At 64.5% G+C, this 15,594-nt stretch carries 14 protein-coding genes; 6 read left to right on the forward strand and 8 right to left on the reverse strand.

All coding sequences use genetic code 11. The features are described 5' to 3' along the window. Positions 1-196 precede the first annotated feature (196 nt). The gene (hrcA, locus tag J2X54_RS24445; protein ID WP_310184389.1) at positions 197-1,213 is read right to left on the reverse strand and encodes a heat-inducible transcriptional repressor HrcA; all 1,017 of its coding nucleotides are present in this window, start codon (positions 1,211-1,213) and stop codon (positions 197-199) included. An 11-nt stretch (positions 1,214-1,224) separates the two neighbouring features. After that, positions 1,225-1,959, reverse strand: coding sequence for an HAD family hydrolase (locus J2X54_RS24450; protein WP_070249189.1), 735 nt, complete (start codon positions 1,957-1,959; stop codon positions 1,225-1,227). Positions 1,960-2,186: 227 nt separating this feature from the next. Here J2X54_RS24450 and J2X54_RS24455 point away from each other — a divergent pair, with 227 nt between their 5' ends. Further along, positions 2,187-2,792, forward strand: a complete 606-nt coding sequence (locus tag J2X54_RS24455) for a hypothetical protein (RefSeq protein WP_310184390.1) — start codon at positions 2,187-2,189, stop codon at positions 2,790-2,792. A 34-nt stretch (positions 2,793-2,826) separates the two neighbouring features. Then, on the forward strand, positions 2,827-3,462 hold the full coding sequence (locus J2X54_RS24460) for a hypothetical protein (RefSeq protein ID WP_310184391.1): 636 nt from the start codon (positions 2,827-2,829) through the stop codon (positions 3,460-3,462). 200 nt (positions 3,463-3,662) lie between these two features. On the opposite strand, the gene rsmA is transcribed toward J2X54_RS24460, so the two are convergent. The 4 genes from rsmA to J2X54_RS24480 all read right to left on the reverse strand — a co-directional run bounded on the left by rsmA (position 3,663) and on the right by J2X54_RS24480 (position 9,473). Further along, complete coding sequence (gene rsmA, locus J2X54_RS24465; RefSeq protein WP_310184392.1) at positions 3,663-4,439, reverse strand: 16S rRNA (adenine(1518)-N(6)/adenine(1519)-N(6))-dimethyltransferase RsmA; 777 nt, start codon at positions 4,437-4,439, stop codon at positions 3,663-3,665. A gap of 12 nt (positions 4,440-4,451) precedes the next feature. Further along, positions 4,452-5,546 carry a 4-hydroxythreonine-4-phosphate dehydrogenase PdxA gene (gene pdxA / locus J2X54_RS24470; RefSeq protein ID WP_310184471.1) on the reverse strand — a complete coding sequence of 365 codons (1,095 nt, stop codon included), beginning with the start codon at positions 5,544-5,546 and terminating at the stop codon, positions 4,452-4,454. A 62-nt stretch (positions 5,547-5,608) separates the two neighbouring features. Continuing rightward, the gene (locus J2X54_RS24475; protein ID WP_310184393.1) at positions 5,609-7,054 is read right to left on the reverse strand and encodes a peptidylprolyl isomerase; all 1,446 of its coding nucleotides are present in this window, start codon (positions 7,052-7,054) and stop codon (positions 5,609-5,611) included. 145 nt (positions 7,055-7,199) lie between these two features. Beyond that, on the reverse strand, positions 7,200-9,473 hold the full coding sequence (locus tag J2X54_RS24480; protein ID WP_070249194.1) for an LPS-assembly protein LptD: 2,274 nt from the start codon (positions 9,471-9,473) through the stop codon (positions 7,200-7,202). A gap of 99 nt (positions 9,474-9,572) precedes the next feature. Here J2X54_RS24480 and J2X54_RS24485 point away from each other — a divergent pair, with 99 nt between their 5' ends. From J2X54_RS24485 to J2X54_RS24500, 4 genes are read left to right on the forward strand one after another with little or no spacing between them, the layout of a single operon-like run. Continuing rightward, on the forward strand, positions 9,573-10,616 hold the full coding sequence (locus tag J2X54_RS24485; protein WP_310184394.1) for a phosphotransferase: 1,044 nt from the start codon (positions 9,573-9,575) through the stop codon (positions 10,614-10,616). A 10-nt stretch (positions 10,617-10,626) separates the two neighbouring features. Beyond that, positions 10,627-11,373, forward strand: a complete 747-nt coding sequence (gene murU, locus J2X54_RS24490) for an N-acetylmuramate alpha-1-phosphate uridylyltransferase MurU (protein ID WP_310184395.1) — start codon at positions 10,627-10,629, stop codon at positions 11,371-11,373. Positions 11,374-11,375: 2 nt separating this feature from the next. Continuing rightward, on the forward strand, positions 11,376-12,614 hold the full coding sequence (locus J2X54_RS24495; RefSeq protein WP_310184396.1) for an aminopeptidase P N-terminal domain-containing protein: 1,239 nt from the start codon (positions 11,376-11,378) through the stop codon (positions 12,612-12,614). Then, positions 12,611-13,795 carry a UbiH/UbiF/VisC/COQ6 family ubiquinone biosynthesis hydroxylase gene (locus J2X54_RS24500; protein WP_310184397.1) on the forward strand — a complete coding sequence of 395 codons (1,185 nt, stop codon included), beginning with the start codon at positions 12,611-12,613 and terminating at the stop codon, positions 13,793-13,795. Before J2X54_RS24495 ends, J2X54_RS24500 begins: the two co-directional genes overlap by 4 nt. A gap of 13 nt (positions 13,796-13,808) precedes the next feature. Here J2X54_RS24500 and J2X54_RS24505 read toward each other — a convergent pair whose 3' ends face one another. Both J2X54_RS24505 and J2X54_RS24510 read right to left on the reverse strand, forming a co-directional pair. Then, positions 13,809-15,278 (reverse strand): NAD(P)(+) transhydrogenase (Re/Si-specific) subunit beta, encoded by a 1,470-nt coding sequence (locus J2X54_RS24505; protein ID WP_310184398.1) that lies wholly within the window; start codon positions 15,276-15,278, stop codon positions 13,809-13,811. Further along, positions 15,275-15,589, reverse strand: coding sequence for an NAD(P) transhydrogenase subunit alpha (locus tag J2X54_RS24510; protein WP_070249200.1), 315 nt, complete (start codon positions 15,587-15,589; stop codon positions 15,275-15,277). The genes J2X54_RS24505 and J2X54_RS24510 overlap by 4 nt, the downstream gene beginning before the upstream one ends. Positions 15,590-15,594 lie beyond the last annotated feature (5 nt).

Below are 15,594 nucleotides of genomic sequence, written 5' to 3' on the forward strand. Positions count from 1 at the left end.
CCGCCCGCGGGGACGTTTTCCACCCCCTGTTCCTCGAGAGGGCCGGCGGGGGGGGCCCGGCCCGCGCCCCCGCCCCCGGCCCGGCCCCCCGCCCGCCCCCCCGTCCCCCCCCCCCGCGCGCCCCCCCGCCCCCCCCCCGGCCCCCGGGGGGGGCGCCCCCCGCCGGGGCCCCCACCCCAGGGTTGCAGTGCGGGTTTCAGTTATGGCTCAGCGCGTTCGATAACAGCTTGGCCGTAATATCCACGATCGGTATCACCCGCTCGTACGCCATGCGGGTGGGGCCGATCACTCCCAGCGTACCGACGATCTTGCCATTGGCCGTGTACGGCGCGGTCACCACGCTCATTTCGTCCATCGGCACCAGGCTCGATTCGCCGCCGATATAAATCTGCACGCCGCTGGCCTTGCTCGACATGTCGAGCAGCTGCAGCAAGCCGGTCTTTTGCTCGAACATGTCGAACATCTGCCGTAGCGACGACATATTGCTCGACAGGTCGCTGACCGACAGCAGGTTGCGCTCGCCCGAAATCACCATGTCGTCCTTGTCGTCAGCCATCGCTTCGCTGCCCGCTTCCACCGCCACCTGCATCAACCGGCTCATATCGTCGCGCAACTGGCGTACTTCGCCCGCCAGGCGGCGGTGCACTTCGTCGAGCGACAGGCCGCCGTAGTTCTGGTTGATGTAATTGGCCGACTGCACCAGCTGCGACGGACTGTAATCGACATCGGTGAGCAGCATGCGGTTCTGGACGTCGCCGGTCGGGCCGACGATGACCAGCAAGATGCGTTTTTCGCCCAGGCGCAAGAATTCGATCTGCTGGAACACCGATTCGCGGCGCGGGCTCAGTACCACGCCGGCAAACTGCGACAGCGACGACAACATCTGCGCCGCATTGGAAATCATTTTTTGCGGCTGCGGCGCCTGCAGGCGCATGCGCGACTCCACCGACTGCTCGTCGAACGGCTGCACAGTGAGCAAGGTATCGACAAAGATGCGGTAGCCGCGCGGCGTGGGCACGCGCCCGGCCGACGTGTGCGGACTGGCCACGTAGCCGAGGTCTTCCAGGTCGGCCATGATGTTGCGAATGGTGGCCGGCGACAGGTCGAGGCCGGAGATCTTAGACAGGGCGCGCGAGCCCACCGGCTGGCCGTCCGCAATATAGCGTTCGACCAGGGCTTTGAGCAGGGTTTGGGCGCGGGTGTCGAGTTGCATGGTGATTATCTTCAGTGTCCCTTGGGTTCTTGATCTTCATTATGCCGCATCTGCGCCTTCACCCACACCAGCAGTTCGTCGAAACTGGCGCAGATGGCGTCCGGCACGATGCCGGCCTCGAGATGGGCGCTGCTGCCGCTGCGGTTGATCCACACCGCGCGCATGCCCACCGCCTGCGCACCCTGCACGTCGAGCCGCAAGTCGTCGCCCACATAGATGGCGTGCTCGGGCGCCACGCCCAGCGCCGTGCAGGCAGCCAGGAAAATCTCGGGGGCCGGCTTGGCGCGGCCGAAGCTGTGCGAGGCCAGCGCCACTTCAAAGTGGTGGTGCAGGCCGATGACTTCAAGGTCGGCGTTGCCGTTGGTGATCACGCCCAGGCGCAGCATGGTGCGCAGCTCTTCCAGCACGGGCAGCACATCGTCGAACATGGTGACGGCGTTGCGCAGGGTATGGAAGTGGGCCATGGCGCCGTCGATATGGGTACTATCGGCGCCGGTTTCGAGAAACACGGCTTCGAGCGCGGCGCGGCGCAATTTGTACAGGTCAGCCACCATGTCGGGCTGGCGTTCGAGCAGCGCCATGCGCAGCGCGCGCAATTGCTCTACCGTATATTTGTCGGTCACCACCGGCGCGCGCTCGGCCAGCCAGGCATGCCAGCCCAGTTCGGCCGCAGCGATCACCGGGCCGATCGGCCACAGGGTGTCGTCGAGGTCGAACAGCAGGGCTTGCGGGGGACGGTGGTTCATCATGGCAGCGTTATGTATAGGGGGGAAGCCGCTATTGTCGCACCGATCGCACCGATCGCACGCAGAGCCGCAAGCGGTACTAACACGCTGTTACATCCGTGGCGGCGACCGCTGTTACCAAATGCACTAAAATACCGTCCAAACCCGTGTAAGATGCTGCACCCGTGCGGCCCGCGTGCCACCGTTGTGCAAGCTGCCGGCCCCTATTCGTTTTGGAGAAAGATCTGATGAAAAATACGACTCTGCGCTCGAGCCTGGCGCTGCTGTGCGGCGCCATCCTGAGCGCCTGCGGCGGCAGCGATGGCAGCCTGCAAATTGCCGGCAGCATCAACGGTTATACCAAGACCGGCTTACAACTGATTAACAACGGCAACGGCGAAACCTTGGACGTGGCGACCGGCGCCGTCAACTTCAACTTCACACGCCAGGTATCGGTTGACGACAACTTCGACGTACAGATCAAAAACCAGCCGGCCAATGCCAAGTGCGTCGCGACCAACAACCAGGGCAAGGCCAATGTCTACAATGCCTATTCTGTCGTGATCACCTGCACCAACACCCCCCGCACGCTGGGCGGCAAGGTCGCTGACCTGACAACCGATGGTTTGGTGGTAGCCAACGGCTCGGACACGATAGCCGTACCCCGCGGTGCAACCTCCTTCGTCTTCCCACGCACGGTGGGGGATGGCTCCAACTACGGCATCAGCGTGCTGAGCCAGCCAACCGGACAGACCTGCACGATCCCGGCCGCTACCAGCACCGGCAACATCACTGGTGGCGATCGCCTTGATGCAGTGACGGTCTCGTGCGTCAACACGTCCAGCGGCCAATAGTCGGCACGCAACCATTTAAAATCCGGAGAACTACATGAAATTTTCGTACGTGGGCGCGCTGGTCGCGCTGACCCTGGCCAGCCTGCTCACCGCCTGTGGCGGCAAAGCCCAATACACGGTGCAAGGTTCGGTGTCAGGCGTGACCGTGGATGGCCTGGTCATCTCGAACGGCGGCAATACGCTGACCGTGCCCAAGGGCGCCACCTCGTTCGCCTTCCCCCAGCAGATCGACTACGGCTCGGAGTACAACATCACGATCACCCAACAGCCCGAATTCTTCACCTGCGAGGTGCTGGGCCCCAAGGGCACGGCCGGTTACACGGTCACGATCGCCGCAGGGATCAGCTGCACGCCAACGGCGTTCACGGTGGGCGGCAAGTACTCGGGACTGGTGTCGGTGGAAAAGCAAAGGCTTGAAGGTGCAACGGTTGACACCGACGTCCCTAACATAGTTACCCTGATCAACGGCAGCGGCACTCAGGTACAGCTGAGCAGCGCCACCGCCACCAGCGGTGACTTCGCCGCTGCGAGCCTAACCAACGGACAGGTGTACAGCATCAGTATCCTGACACAGCCGAAAAACCTGGTGTGCACCTTGACGAACCCGAGTGGCGTGATCCGTGGCGCATCGGTCACCAACCTGGTGCTTACCTGCGCCCCACCGGCCTGAGTAACAATGCAAGGAACGGCACAGCCAAACCGGCTGTGCCGGCATGGACGAGGTGACATTCACATTGATGATGTTGGATATGTGAAAAATAAAGTAGCATGATATGCCGCGACGCAGCATACTGCACTTGTCTCCTCCACTTCTTGCAAAGGAATTGGATTTAGCCCGCTCCCTGAGCGGGCTTTTTTTTGCCTGTGGTGTTAAACCGGCTTGAGGATATTGGCCAGCGCCACGTACTGCGCCAGGCCCACCACTTCCGGGCGGTGGGTAGGATCGATGCCGGCGGCGATGATCTGTTCTTCGGTAAACATGCCAGCCAGGCAGTTGCGGATCACCTTGCGGCGTTGCGAGAACGCTTTTTGTACCACCGCTTCCAGCGTCTCGCCGTCGCACGGCAGTTGCTCGGCGACCGGGATCATGCGCACGATGGCCGATTCCACCTTCGGTGGCGGATCGAACGCTTCCGGCGGCACCACGAACAGCAGCTTCATGTCGTAACGCCATTGCAGCATCACCGACAGGCGGCCGAAGGTCTTGCTGCCCGGCTCGGCCACCATGCGCTCCACCACCTCTTTTTGCAGCATGAAGTGCTGGTCTTCGACCACGCTGGCAAACTCGGCCAGGTGAAACAGCAGCGGGCTCGAGATGTTGTACGGCAGGTTACCGACGATGCGCAGCTTTTTGCCGGCCGGTACGGGAATCGCGCCGAAATCGAATTTCAGGGCGTCGCCGGCGTGGATGGTCAGCTGTTCGCGCGGAAAATCCTTCTCCAGCCGGGCGACCAGGTCGCGGTCCAGTTCCACCACGTGCATGTGCTTGAGCGTGCGCAGCAGTCCCTTGGTCATGGCCGCCAGGCCGGGGCCGATCTCGACCATGGTATCGTCTGGCGCCGGGCCGATGGCCGAGGTGATGTCTTCCAGAACGTATTTGTCGTGCAGGAAATTCTGGCCAAAGCGTTTGCGGGCTACGTGTTTCATATTGTTCTATCTTTAAGTCGAAGTGTGGGAGCGGGCATGGCGCACCGCATCGGCCATGCCGAGCGCAGCGGTGATGGCGGCGTCCATGCTGCCGCAGTCGGCGTGGCCAAGGCCGCGCGCAGCCAGGTCGAGCGCGGTGCCGTGATCGACCGAGGTGCGGATCAACGGCAGGCCCAGCGTGATGTTGATGCCATGGCCGAAGGTGGCGAACTTGAGCACCGGCAGGCCCTGGTCGTGGTACATGGCCAGCACGCAGTCGGCGTCTTGCAGGTACTTGGGCTGGAACAGGGTGTCGGCCGGGTACGGGCCCAGGGCGTCGATGCCGCGCGCGCGCGCCGCGTCCAGCGCCGGGGTGATGGTGTCGATTTCCTCGCGGCCCAGGTAGCCACCCTCGCCCGCGTGCGGATTCAGGCCGCACACCAGGATGCGCGGCGCGGCGATGCCGAACTTGGTCTTCAAGTCACGGTCGATGATGTCGAGGATGCGGCCCAGGCCGTCCTGGTTCAGCGCGGCCGGCACATCTTTCAAGGCCAGGTGGGTAGTGGCCAGCGCCACCCGGAACTGCTGCCCGGCCTGCCCAGCTTGACTGAAGGCGACCGGCATCGGCCCGGCCAGCATCATTACCACCTGGTCGGTGCCGGTGCGCTCGGCAAAGTATTCGGTATGGCCGGAAAACGCCACGCCGGCGTCGTTGATCGTGCTTTTTTGCAGCGGCGCGGTGACCACGGCCTCGAACCAGCCGGCCTTGACGCCCTCGATGGCGGCGTCCAGCGTGGCCAGCACGGCGCGGCCGTTGTCGCGGTTCAGGGTGCCTGGCACCACGTGGGCGCCCAGTGGCACGTCGATCACGCTGATACGTTCGGGACCGAAATGCGGCAGGCCGCCGTTGCGCACCGCCATCAAGGACAGCGCGGAGACGCGAATCTCGGGATCGATGGCGGCGGCCGTCATGGCTAGGAATGCGGCGTCGCCGAGCAGCACGCAATTGACTTCGTGCCGCCGCGCCCAGGCGGCGCGCAGCGCGATCTCGGGGCCGATGCCGGCCGGTTCGCCCACCGTCACGGCAAGCGCCGGACGGCTGCGCCGTGGCGGGGTGGAAGGCGGCAGGCCGGTGTGCGCAGTATGCGCGGTGTTCGCATGTGCGCTCACGGATGCTCCTGGTTGAATGATTATTTCGGCGGGGTGGCGACGGTGCCGTCTTCGTTGCGGAACTCGACGAAGGCGCGGTCGCGCACTTCGCGCTGCCAGCTCTCGGTCGCTTCTTCCAGCTTCTGGTCGCGCAGGGCCTGGCGGGCCATGTTGCGCTCGCGTTCCTTGGAGGCGTCGTCCGATTTACGTTCGAGCACTTCGATCAGGTGCACACCGAAGCTGGTTTCCACCGGGTCGCTGATTTCGCCGATTTTCAGGCCGTTCATGGCCGACTCGAATTCCGGCGTCAGGTCGCCCGGGTAGAGCCAGCCGATGTCGCCGCCCTTGGCGGCCGAGCTGTCGTTGGAGAACAGGCGCGCCAGCTCCTCGAAGGTGGCGCCCTTGTTGACCAGGCGCTCCTTGAGTTCGGCCAGCTTGCGCTTGGCGTCGGCCGCGCTCATGGTGGGCGTGACCTTGATCAGGATGTGGCGCGCATGGGTTTGCTGCACGACGGCGGCCGCTTGCGCTTCGGCCACGCTGCGGCGATCGACGGCTTTCAGGATGTGGAACGCGCCCACGCTCTTGATGATCGGCGTCACCTGGCCCGGGGTGAGCTTGGACAGCGCTTCAGCAAACACCGGCGGCAGCCGCTCGGGCTGGCGCCAGCCCACCGCGCCGCCCTGCAATGCATCGCTGGCGTCGGAATAGGTGGCGGCGGTCTTCGCGAAGTCGGCGCCGGTGCGCAGCTGGCGCATCACTTCTTCGGCGCGCGCGCGGCGCTGGGCGATCACCTCGGCGGTGGCATTGTCGGGGATGCGTACCATGATTTGCGAGATGTTGATCTCGTACTGCTGGGCAGCAGCAGCCTTCTGGGCGGCCAGGTAGCTGTCCACTTCGGCATCGGAAATCTGGATCTTGGCATCGACCTCGTGCTCGCGCAGGCGCTGCATGATGATTTCTTCGCGGATCTCTTCGCGGAATGCGGCGAACGGCGTGCCGTCCTTCTCCATCTGGTTGCGCAGGTCTTGCACCGTGGCTTTTTGCGCCTCGGCAATCCGGGCGATGGCGCGGTCGAGCTGGTTGTCGTCCACGCGCACGCCCATTTCCCTGGCCAGTTGCATTTGCGCGCGTTCGACGATCATGCGCTCGAGCAGCTGGCGCTCGAGATCGACGGCCGGCGGCATCTGCACGTTCTGCTGCTTCATGCGGGCGGTCACGGTCTTGATGCGGTTGTTCAGTTCACGGCGGGTGATAACGTCGTCGTTGACCACCACCACGATCGAATCGATCGCCACGTTGCTCGACGAACCAGGCGGCACGAAGCCGGAACCGTCGGCCTTGGCCACCGGCTTGGCGGCCGGCTTGGCGACGGGCGCGGCAGCGGCTGCCGGTGCGGCCGGGACGGCTGGCGCCGGCTGGGGCTTTTTCGAGAACAGGCTGCAACCGCTCAGGGCTACGCTGCACAGCAAGACGGCGAGGACTTTCATTTGGTACGCATTACGCATGGGGGAACGCTCATGAGTCAGGTAGTAAAAATCACGCGGCGCAAACAAGCTACGCCGCGTGCCTTGCTGGAAAATATCGCAAAGCGCATCATACCGTGCGCTTTGTTACATCTGCTTAAGTTGAACTTTATCTGCCCTCGTTCAGGCGCTGGTAACCGGGAATGCTGTTCTTCATGGCATCGAGCGGACTGCCCACGCCCAGGTGCGACAGGCCGTTGAGTTCGAGCTGGAAGAAGATCGGCGTGGACGCCTTGGTCGAGGTGGTCACGAAGCGCTGCGCGCCCATGCGGAACACCCAGCAGTCATGGCTGTACTCGAGGCCGATCAGGCTTTCGAGGATCTTCTTGTCCTGGGCCGAATAGCTGACGCGGCCCACGCCGTACCAGCGCTTGAACAGCGGCCACTGGCTCGACAGCTCGATATTCTTGAAGCTGTTGCGCAGGTAGCGGTAGCCGAGGTTGAGCACTTTCTTTTGCGCCGGCGTCCACTGGAACGTATAGCTTTGCGACGACACCTGGCTCAGGCTCGGATTGTATTGCACCGCGCTGTCGAAGGTCCAGTGCTCGGAAATGCGGCCGCTGGCGGCGAGCAGGATATCGGAGTGGGCATCGACCACCGGCGTGGACGAATCGAGCTGCACGCGCTGGTCTTCGAAGTAGAAGCGCTGGCCGAACGACAGGCGCAGCTGCTCGGCGCCCGAGCTGTCGAGGAAGCGCGACACCAGCGCGGCGGTCAGCTGGTTGGCGTCGCCGATACGGTCGGAGCCGACGAAGCGGTTTTCGCTGAAAATCTGGCTGAAGTTGAACGTGGCCGCGTCGGTGTCGAAGGTGGGGAACCGGGTCTGGTCGCGGTACGGCGTGCGCACGTAGAACAGGCGCGGCTCCAGGGTCTGGGTCATTTCCTTGCCGAGGAACTTGGCGTCGCGCTCGAACACCAGGCCCGAATCGATCGACACCGTGGGAATCGCGCGCGACAGGTTTTGCGAACCGCCGCCGGCCTGGTTGTCGAGCTGGTAGCTGGCCGCGTTGAGCATCACCTTGGGGGTGATGAAATAGCTGGGTCCGATGATCGGGTAGCTGATCTGCGGTATACCCACCAGGCGCGTGCCATTGAGCAGGGTCGGATGGTGGAAGCGCGTGAGTTCGCTGTCGAAGGCCCAGTCGAAGCCGCCCATCACGTCGTACTGCGCGGCGTGGAAGTTGATCGCCGGCAGGCGGTCGTACGGCCGCGAGACGAACAGCGACGGATCGATGCCCGCTTCCGGATCTTGCAGCACCTGGTACTTCTGCACGCGCGCAGTCAGGGTCCAGAAGTCGCCGTGGTAGTCGGTGCGCAGCTCGCGCAACAGTTGCCGCTCGGTCGAGCTCGATACCGACTTGGAGAAATCGTTGGGATAATTGTTATCCGACGAAGCGCGGACATTCCAGCCATACGACCAGTCTTCCGACAAGGCCTGCTTGTGCACCGACTTGATGGTCCAGCGGTCGGTGGAGTCGCCCGGGTCGACCGGCACGTATTTTTTATCGTGCGGCAGGTATTCGAGGTAGGTTTCGCCGGCGTACAGGCCGCCATCGGTTTCGCCCATGTAGCGGCCCTTGGCGCCCATTTGCAGGCCGCGGCGCAGGATCACTTTCGGGTACAGGGTCAGGTCGCGGTTCGGTGCGATGTTGACATAGTACGGCACCAGCAACTCGGCCTCGCCCTTGGAGCCGAAGCCCGGCGTGGGCGACAGCCAGCCCGAACGGCGCGCGCCCGACAGCGAGAACGACAATGCCGGCGTGCCCAGGATCGGTATGTCCTTGAAGTAAATCACGGTATGGCCGGCGGTGCCGACGTCGCGCCCGTTGTCCAGGTTGAGCGTGCTCGAACGCAAATACCAGTCGGGATCGTCCCCCTGGCAGGTGCTGTAGGTGCCGTTGACAACTTGTGCTTCGTCGGCGTTGATGAAGTTGATGCGCTCGGCCTTGCCCTGCGCATTGTTGGCCTCCATCTTGTAGGTCGGGTTGAGCATATAGCCCTTGCCGCTGTCCATGTTCAGCTTGAGCTGGTCGCCGGTGAAATAGTCGCCGAAACGCCAGATCTTGACGTTGCCATCGGCTTCCACTTCATTCTCCACCTGGCGGAAGCAGGCCGAGTCCGATTGCACCTTGGTCTGGTCCTTGACGATTTCGGCGTCGCGCACGAGGTTCAGTTCACGCTCGGGGCGGCCATTGATTTCCTCGGCCTTGACGATGGTGGGGGCGTTGACATCCTCCACCCGCGGCACGCGCTGCTTGCCCGGCACGGCAGGCTGAACCTGGGCTTGAGCCTGGGCGTAAGTAGGCACTGCGGAAACAGTGACGATGGCAGTCAGGGCAGAGGCCCAGCGGTGCGAGGGTGTGGGGGGCAGAAGCCAGCGCATGCAACTCATGAAAAGAAGGGTGGAAACACCGGGCGATTTGAAATTAATCCCTTATTATATGGGAATCTATCCTCAACGCCGGTTTCAACCGCTCGCTTCATGTCTTTATTACAGAATTTAACTCCCGACCTTCGTCTCGAGGCACTTACCGCCTGGCTCGCCACCCTCAACGTCGTCGATGCCGCCTCCGCGCGCCCGGCATCAAGCGATGCCAGCTTCCGCCGTTATTTCCGTGTCAACGTTTTACCCGAGCACCAGGCCAGCCTGGGCGCCACCCTGGTCGTGATGGACGCCCCGCCCGAGCGCGAAAACGTGCTGGGCTTTGTTAAAGTTGACGAAATGCTCACCCATGCCGGCGTCTCCGTGCCGCGCATCGTCGCCACCGACTACGAACGCGGCTTCATGCTGATGTCCGACCTCGGCAACACCACGTACCTGCAGGTGCTCGACCACGACAACGCCTCGGCCATGTACGCCGATGCACTCGAAGCGCTGGTCAAGTTCCAGCTCACCAGCGAGCCGGACGTGCTGCCCGAGTACGACCGCGCCTTCATGGAGCGCGAGCTGGGCATCTTCACCGAGTGGTACCTGGGCCGCCACCTGAAGGCCACGCTCAACGACAAGCAGCAGGCCGAACTGAAGTCCGTGTTCGACGCCATCCTGGCCAACGTCACGGCTCAGCAGCAGGTGTATGTGCACCGCGATTTCCATTCGCGCAACCTGATGCAGATCGACGCCGGCAATCCCGGCGTGCTGGACTTCCAGGATGCGCTGTACGGCCCGATCACCTACGACGTCGTCTCGCTGCTGCGCGACGCGTACGTGCAGTGGGACGAAGAGCTGGTGCTGGACTGGGCCATCCGCTACTGGCAGCACGCCAAGTCGGCCGGTCTGCCGGTCAACAAGGACATCGACAGCTTCTACCAGGACTTCGAGTACATGGGCCTGCAGCGTCACCTGAAGATCCTCGGCATCTTCTGCCGCCTGCACTACCGCGACGGCAAGGACCAGTACCTGGCCGACCTGCCCACCGTGATGGACTACGTGCGCAAGACCGCCGGCCGCTACCGCGACCTGAAACCGCTGGTGCGCCTGCTCGACCTGCTGGAAGACGTGCAGCCGCAAGTCGGCTACACGTTCTGAGGCCGGGCTGATGAAAGCCATGATCTTTGCCGCCGGACGCGGCGAGCGCATGCGTCCGTTGACGGACACCTGCCCCAAGCCGCTGCTCAAGGTGCGCGGCCGCCCGCTGATCGTCTGGCACATCCTCGCTCTGGTGCGCGCCGGCATCACGGAAATCGTGATCAACCACGCTCACCTGGGTGACCAGATCGAGCAAACGCTGGGCGACGGCAGCAAGTACGGCGCAAAACTGCTGTACTCGCGCGAAGAGACCGCGCTGGAGACGGCCGGCGGCATCGCCAACGCCCGCCACCTGCTCGGCGATGCGCCGTTCGTGGCGATTTCGGGCGACATCTATTGTCCGCACTTCGACTTCGAACAGGTCAAGGACGTGCTGCACGACGAGGACATGTGGGGCAACCCCTATCCGGCCGACCAGCGCGACATCTGCTGGCTGTACCTGGTGCCGAACCCCGACTTCCACCCGGAAGGCGACTTCGGCCTGTCGATGTACACGCTCAATAACGACGGCGCGCCGAAATTCACCTTCGGCAATATCGGCGTGTACCGGCCCGAGATGTTCGACACCATCACGCCCGGCGCGCGCGCCAAGCTGGGCCCCTTGCTGCGTGAATTCATCGACAAAAAACTCGTCGGCGGCGAGGTGTACGAGGGCGAGTGGCACAACCTGGGCACGGTGCAGCAGCTCGAGTTGCTCAATGCGCCGAGGGCCGCACTTGCTCACCCGTTGGCACCCGGCCCCAAGGCTGCGCAGTGACGATGGTGGCTGCTTGCGCAAACCGGCGGACACGCCTGCTGGCGCAGCTGCCGCCCGGCGCGGTGGCGGTGCTGCACACGGCGCCCGAGGTGGCGCGCAACGGCGACAGCCACTATCCTTACCGCTACGACAGCGCGTTTTACTACCTGACCGGTTTCACCGAGCCGGAAAGCGCGCTGGTGCTGGTTGCCGCGCGCGGTGACAAACCGGCACGCAGCATCCTGTTCTGCCGCGCCAAAAATCCTGACCGTGAAATCTGGGATGGCTTGCGCCATGGGCCGCAGGCTGCGCGTGCCGCCTTTGGCTTCGATGAGGCCTACCAGATCGAAGAACTCGATAGTTCCCTGGTGCGGTTGCGCGACCACGCACCGTCCGGGATTGACCTGCTGCCGCTGCTGGCCGAGATGCGCCTGGTGAAGGACGATGTCGAGCAAGCCACCATGCAGCGCGCCGCCACCATCTCGGCGCTGGCCCACGTCCGGGCGATGCAGCACGCGCGCGCCGGCCTGCATGAATACGAAATCGAGGCGGAACTGCTGTACGAATTCCGCCGCCACGGCGCCCAGGGCCAGGCGTATCCGCCGATCGTGGCGGCCGGCGCCAACGCCTGCGTGCTGCACTACAGCGCCAACAACGCCCTCGCCCGCGACGGCGACCTGGTACTGATCGACGCCGGCTGCGAGCTCGATGGCTACGCCTCCGACATCACCCGCACCTGGCCCGTCAACGGCCGCTTTACCGCGCCGCAGCGCCAGCTGTACCAACTGGTGCTGGCTGCGCAAGGCGCCGCGCTGGACGCCGTGGTGCCGGGCCGGCCGTATGCCCGCATCCACGCCGCAGCGCTGGACGTGCTGGCGCAGGGCATGCTGGACCTGGGCCTGCTCGATCAAAACACCTGTGGCAGCGCGGCCGACGTCATCGCCGACAAGCGTCACCTGCAGTTCTACATGCACGGCACCGGCCACTGGCTGGGCCTCGATGTGCACGACGTGGGCGCGTATCGTCACACGGGAAACGCGCAGGCCGCCGACCAGCCCCAGCCCTCACGCGCGCTGCAGGCGGGCATGGTGCTGACGGTGGAGCCGGGCATCTACGTACGCCCGGCGCCCGGCGTGCCCGAACAATACTGGAACACCGGCATACGCATCGAAGACGATGTGCTGGTCACCGCAACCGGCCATACGATATTGAGCGCAGCCGCGCCCAAGTCCGTGGCTGACATCGAAAAGCTGATGCAATGACCGACCAAGACACCCCGCCCCCACCAGTTACCCTGTCCTGCGATGTGGCCATCTGCGGCGCCGGCCCGGCCGGCATGGCGCTCGCCGCCCTGCTGGCCAAGCGCGGCATTCCCGCCCACCGCATCGCCCTGATCGATGCCAAGACGCTGGCCCAGTCCAGCGCCGACCCGCGCTCGCTGGCGCTGTCGTGGGGCAGCCGGCAAATCCTCGAAGACATCGGCGCCTGGCCGGTGGCCGGCACGGCGATCAACGAAATTCACGTCTCGCGCCGTGGCCAGTTCGGCCGCAGCATGATCACCAGCGCCGAGCAGGGCGTGCCGGCGCTGGGCTACGTCACGCGCTACGGCGACATCGTCAAGGCGCTCGGCAGCGTGGTGAATGCGGCCGGCATTGCCACCCAGCGCCCGGCGCGGGTGGCGGCGCTCGACGAACTCGATAACCAAGTAGTGCTTACCATTACCGACCTGGCCACCGGCGCGGCGCGCGCGCTGCACGCAGGCGTGGTGGTGCAGGCCGAAGGTGGCCTGTTCAACGAACAGCAGGACCGCGCCCGGCGCCGCGACTACGGCCAGACCGCGATCATCGCGCAGGTGCGCAGCAACCGCCCGCAGCCACAACGCGCCTACGAGCGCTTCACCGACGAAGGCCCGCTGGCGCTGCTGCCGCAGGGCGAAGCCCAGCTTGGCGAATACTCGATGGTGTGGTGCGTGCGCCCGGCGCGCGCCGAGCAGTTGCTGGCGCTGGACGATCAGGCATTTTTGGCGCAACTGGGCGAGGCGTTCGGCGACCGCGTAGGCCGGTTTACCTATGCCTCACCGCGCCTCGGTTTCCCGCTGGGCCTGAACGCCGATGCGCGTGCCACCGCGCGCACGGTCGCCATCGGCAACGCCGCGCAAACGCTGCACCCGGTGGCTGGCCAGGGCTTGAACCTGGGCCTGCGCGACGTGACGGTGCTGGCGCGCCTGCTGGCGCAAGGCGCCACGCCGCAAATGCTGGCGCAATTTACCGCCGCGCGCCAGCAGGACCGCAGCACCACGGTGCGCCTGACCGACACCATGGCCCGCGTGTTCGCCAACAACTCGCCGGCGCAGGCGCTGCTGGGATTGTCGCTGGCGGCGATCGATGTGGTCGGACCGGCGCGCAGCGTGCTGGCCGAGTTGATGATGTACGGCCGGCGCTAGTTATCCCACCGCTTTACTCGACCGCCTTCACCATGTCCTCGATCACCTTCTTGGCGTCGCCAAACACCATCATGGTATTGGCCTGGTAAAACAGCTCGTTGTCGAGCCCCGCATACCCGGACGCCATCGATCGCTTGTTGACGATGATGCTCTTGGCTTTATACGCCTCCAAAATCGGCATGCCGGCAATCGGCGAGCCCGGATCCTTGGCGGCCGGATTGACCACGTCATTGGCGCCCAGGATCAGCGCCACGTCGGCCTGGCCGAATTCGCCGTTGATGTCCTCCATCTCGAACACCTGGTCGTACGGCACCTCGGCTTCGGCCAGCAGCACGTTCATGTGGCCCGGCATGCGCCCGGCCACCGGGTGGATCGCGTATTTCACCGTCACGCCCTTGTGGGTCAGTTTCTCCACCAGTTCCTTGAGCGAGTGCTGGGCGCGCGCCACGGCCAGGCCGTAGCCGGGCACGATGATCACGCTCTCGGCGTTGGCCATGATGAACGCGGCATCGTCGGCCGAACCGGATTTGACCGGCCGCTGCTCCTTGGCGCCGCCGGCGCTGGTGTCGGCCGGGGCGCCGCCAAAGCCGCCCAGGATCACGTTGAAGAACGAACGGTTCATGGCCTTGCACATGATGTACGACAGGATCGCGCCGGACGATCCGACCAGCGAGCCGGCGATGATCAGCATGGCATTGTTGAGCGAGAAGCCGATGCCGGCCGCCGCCCAGCCGGAGTAGGAGTTCAGCATCGACACCACTACCGGCATGTCGGCACCACCGATCGGGATGATGATCAGCACCCCGAGCACAAAGGCGATCGCGGTCATGATCAAAAACGGCGTCCAGGCAGGCGCCACGCCGTCGGCCAGGCAGAACGCCAGCCCCAGGCCCACCATCAAGATCGCCAGCGCCAGGTTGAGCATGTGCTGGCCGGGAAAGCTGACCGGCGCCCCCTGGAACAGCCGGAACTTGTATTTGCCCGACAGCTTGCCAAACGCGATCACCGAGCCCGAGAACGTGATGGCTCCCACGAAGGTACCGATGAACAGCTCGATGCGGTTACCGAACGGCAGCGGCTCGCCGGTGGCGGCAATGCCGAACGCGTGCGGCTCGGACACGGCTGCCACCGCGATGCACACGGCAGCTAAGCCAATCAGCGAGTGCATGGCTGCGACCAGTTCCGGCATCTTGGTCATCTCGACCTTTTTGGCCAAAATGGCGCCAATCGCCCCGCCCACCACCACGCCCACCGCGACCAGCGCCAGTCCCATGCCACCGTTGAGGCCCGCCTGCAACGCCTCCTCGCGCAGCTTGAGGATCAGCGCCACGGTGGTAATGAAGGCGATGGCCATGCCGGCCATGCCGAAGGCGTTACCCGAGCGCGCAGTGGCCGGCGACGACAACCCTTTGAGCGCCTGGATGAAGCACACCGAGGCGACCAGGTACATCATCGTCACCAGGTTCATGGTGATGAAGCTCATGGCTGGTCTCCCTTCTTCGCCTTGGGCTCTTTTTTACGGAACATCTCGAGCATGCGCTGCGTGACCAGGAAACCGCCAAACACGTTGACCGCTGCCAGCGCCACGGCCACCGTGCCGGCGATTTGCCCGACCAGCCCTTCGGTGAGCGCGGCGGCCAGCATGGCGCCGACGATGATGATCGCCGAGACGGCGTTGGTAACGGCCATGAGCGGCGTATGCAGCGCCGGCGTCACGGTCCAGACCACGTGGTAGCCGACATAGATGGCCAGCACGAAGATGATCAGGTTGATGATGGTGTGGCTCACTTCCATGGCGG

Source organism: Duganella sp. 3397 (genome assembly GCF_031456625.1).
GTDB classification, from domain to species: Bacteria; Pseudomonadota; Gammaproteobacteria; order Burkholderiales; family Burkholderiaceae_D; genus Rugamonas; species Rugamonas phyllosphaerae.

Excerpts from the sequence above, each read along its gene's own strand:
- hrcA (WP_310184389.1), bottom strand. The coding sequence starts at position 1,213 with ATGCAACTCGACACCCGCGCCCAAACCCTGCTCAAAGCCCTGGTCGAA.
- J2X54_RS24450 (WP_070249189.1), bottom strand. The coding sequence starts at position 1,959 with ATGAACCACCGTCCCCCGCAAGCCCTGCTGTTCGACCTCGACGACACC.
- J2X54_RS24455 (WP_310184390.1), top strand. The coding sequence starts at position 2,187 with ATGAAAAATACGACTCTGCGCTCGAGCCTGGCGCTGCTGTGCGGCGCC.
- J2X54_RS24460 (WP_310184391.1), top strand. The coding sequence starts at position 2,827 with ATGAAATTTTCGTACGTGGGCGCGCTGGTCGCGCTGACCCTGGCCAGC.
- rsmA (WP_310184392.1), bottom strand. The coding sequence starts at position 4,439 with ATGAAACACGTAGCCCGCAAACGCTTTGGCCAGAATTTCCTGCACGAC.
- J2X54_RS24475 (WP_310184393.1), bottom strand. The coding sequence starts at position 7,054 with ATGAAAGTCCTCGCCGTCTTGCTGTGCAGCGTAGCCCTGAGCGGTTGC.
- J2X54_RS24480 (WP_070249194.1), bottom strand. The coding sequence starts at position 9,473 with ATGCGCTGGCTTCTGCCCCCCACACCCTCGCACCGCTGGGCCTCTGCC.
- J2X54_RS24485 (WP_310184394.1), top strand. The coding sequence starts at position 9,573 with ATGTCTTTATTACAGAATTTAACTCCCGACCTTCGTCTCGAGGCACTT.
- murU (WP_310184395.1), top strand. The coding sequence starts at position 10,627 with ATGAAAGCCATGATCTTTGCCGCCGGACGCGGCGAGCGCATGCGTCCG.
- J2X54_RS24495 (WP_310184396.1), top strand. The coding sequence starts at position 11,376 with ATGGTGGCTGCTTGCGCAAACCGGCGGACACGCCTGCTGGCGCAGCTG.
- J2X54_RS24500 (WP_310184397.1), top strand. The coding sequence starts at position 12,611 with ATGACCGACCAAGACACCCCGCCCCCACCAGTTACCCTGTCCTGCGAT.
- J2X54_RS24505 (WP_310184398.1), bottom strand. The coding sequence starts at position 15,278 with ATGAGCTTCATCACCATGAACCTGGTGACGATGATGTACCTGGTCGCC.
- J2X54_RS24510 (WP_070249200.1), bottom strand. The coding sequence starts at position 15,589 with ATGGAAGTGAGCCACACCATCATCAACCTGATCATCTTCGTGCTGGCC.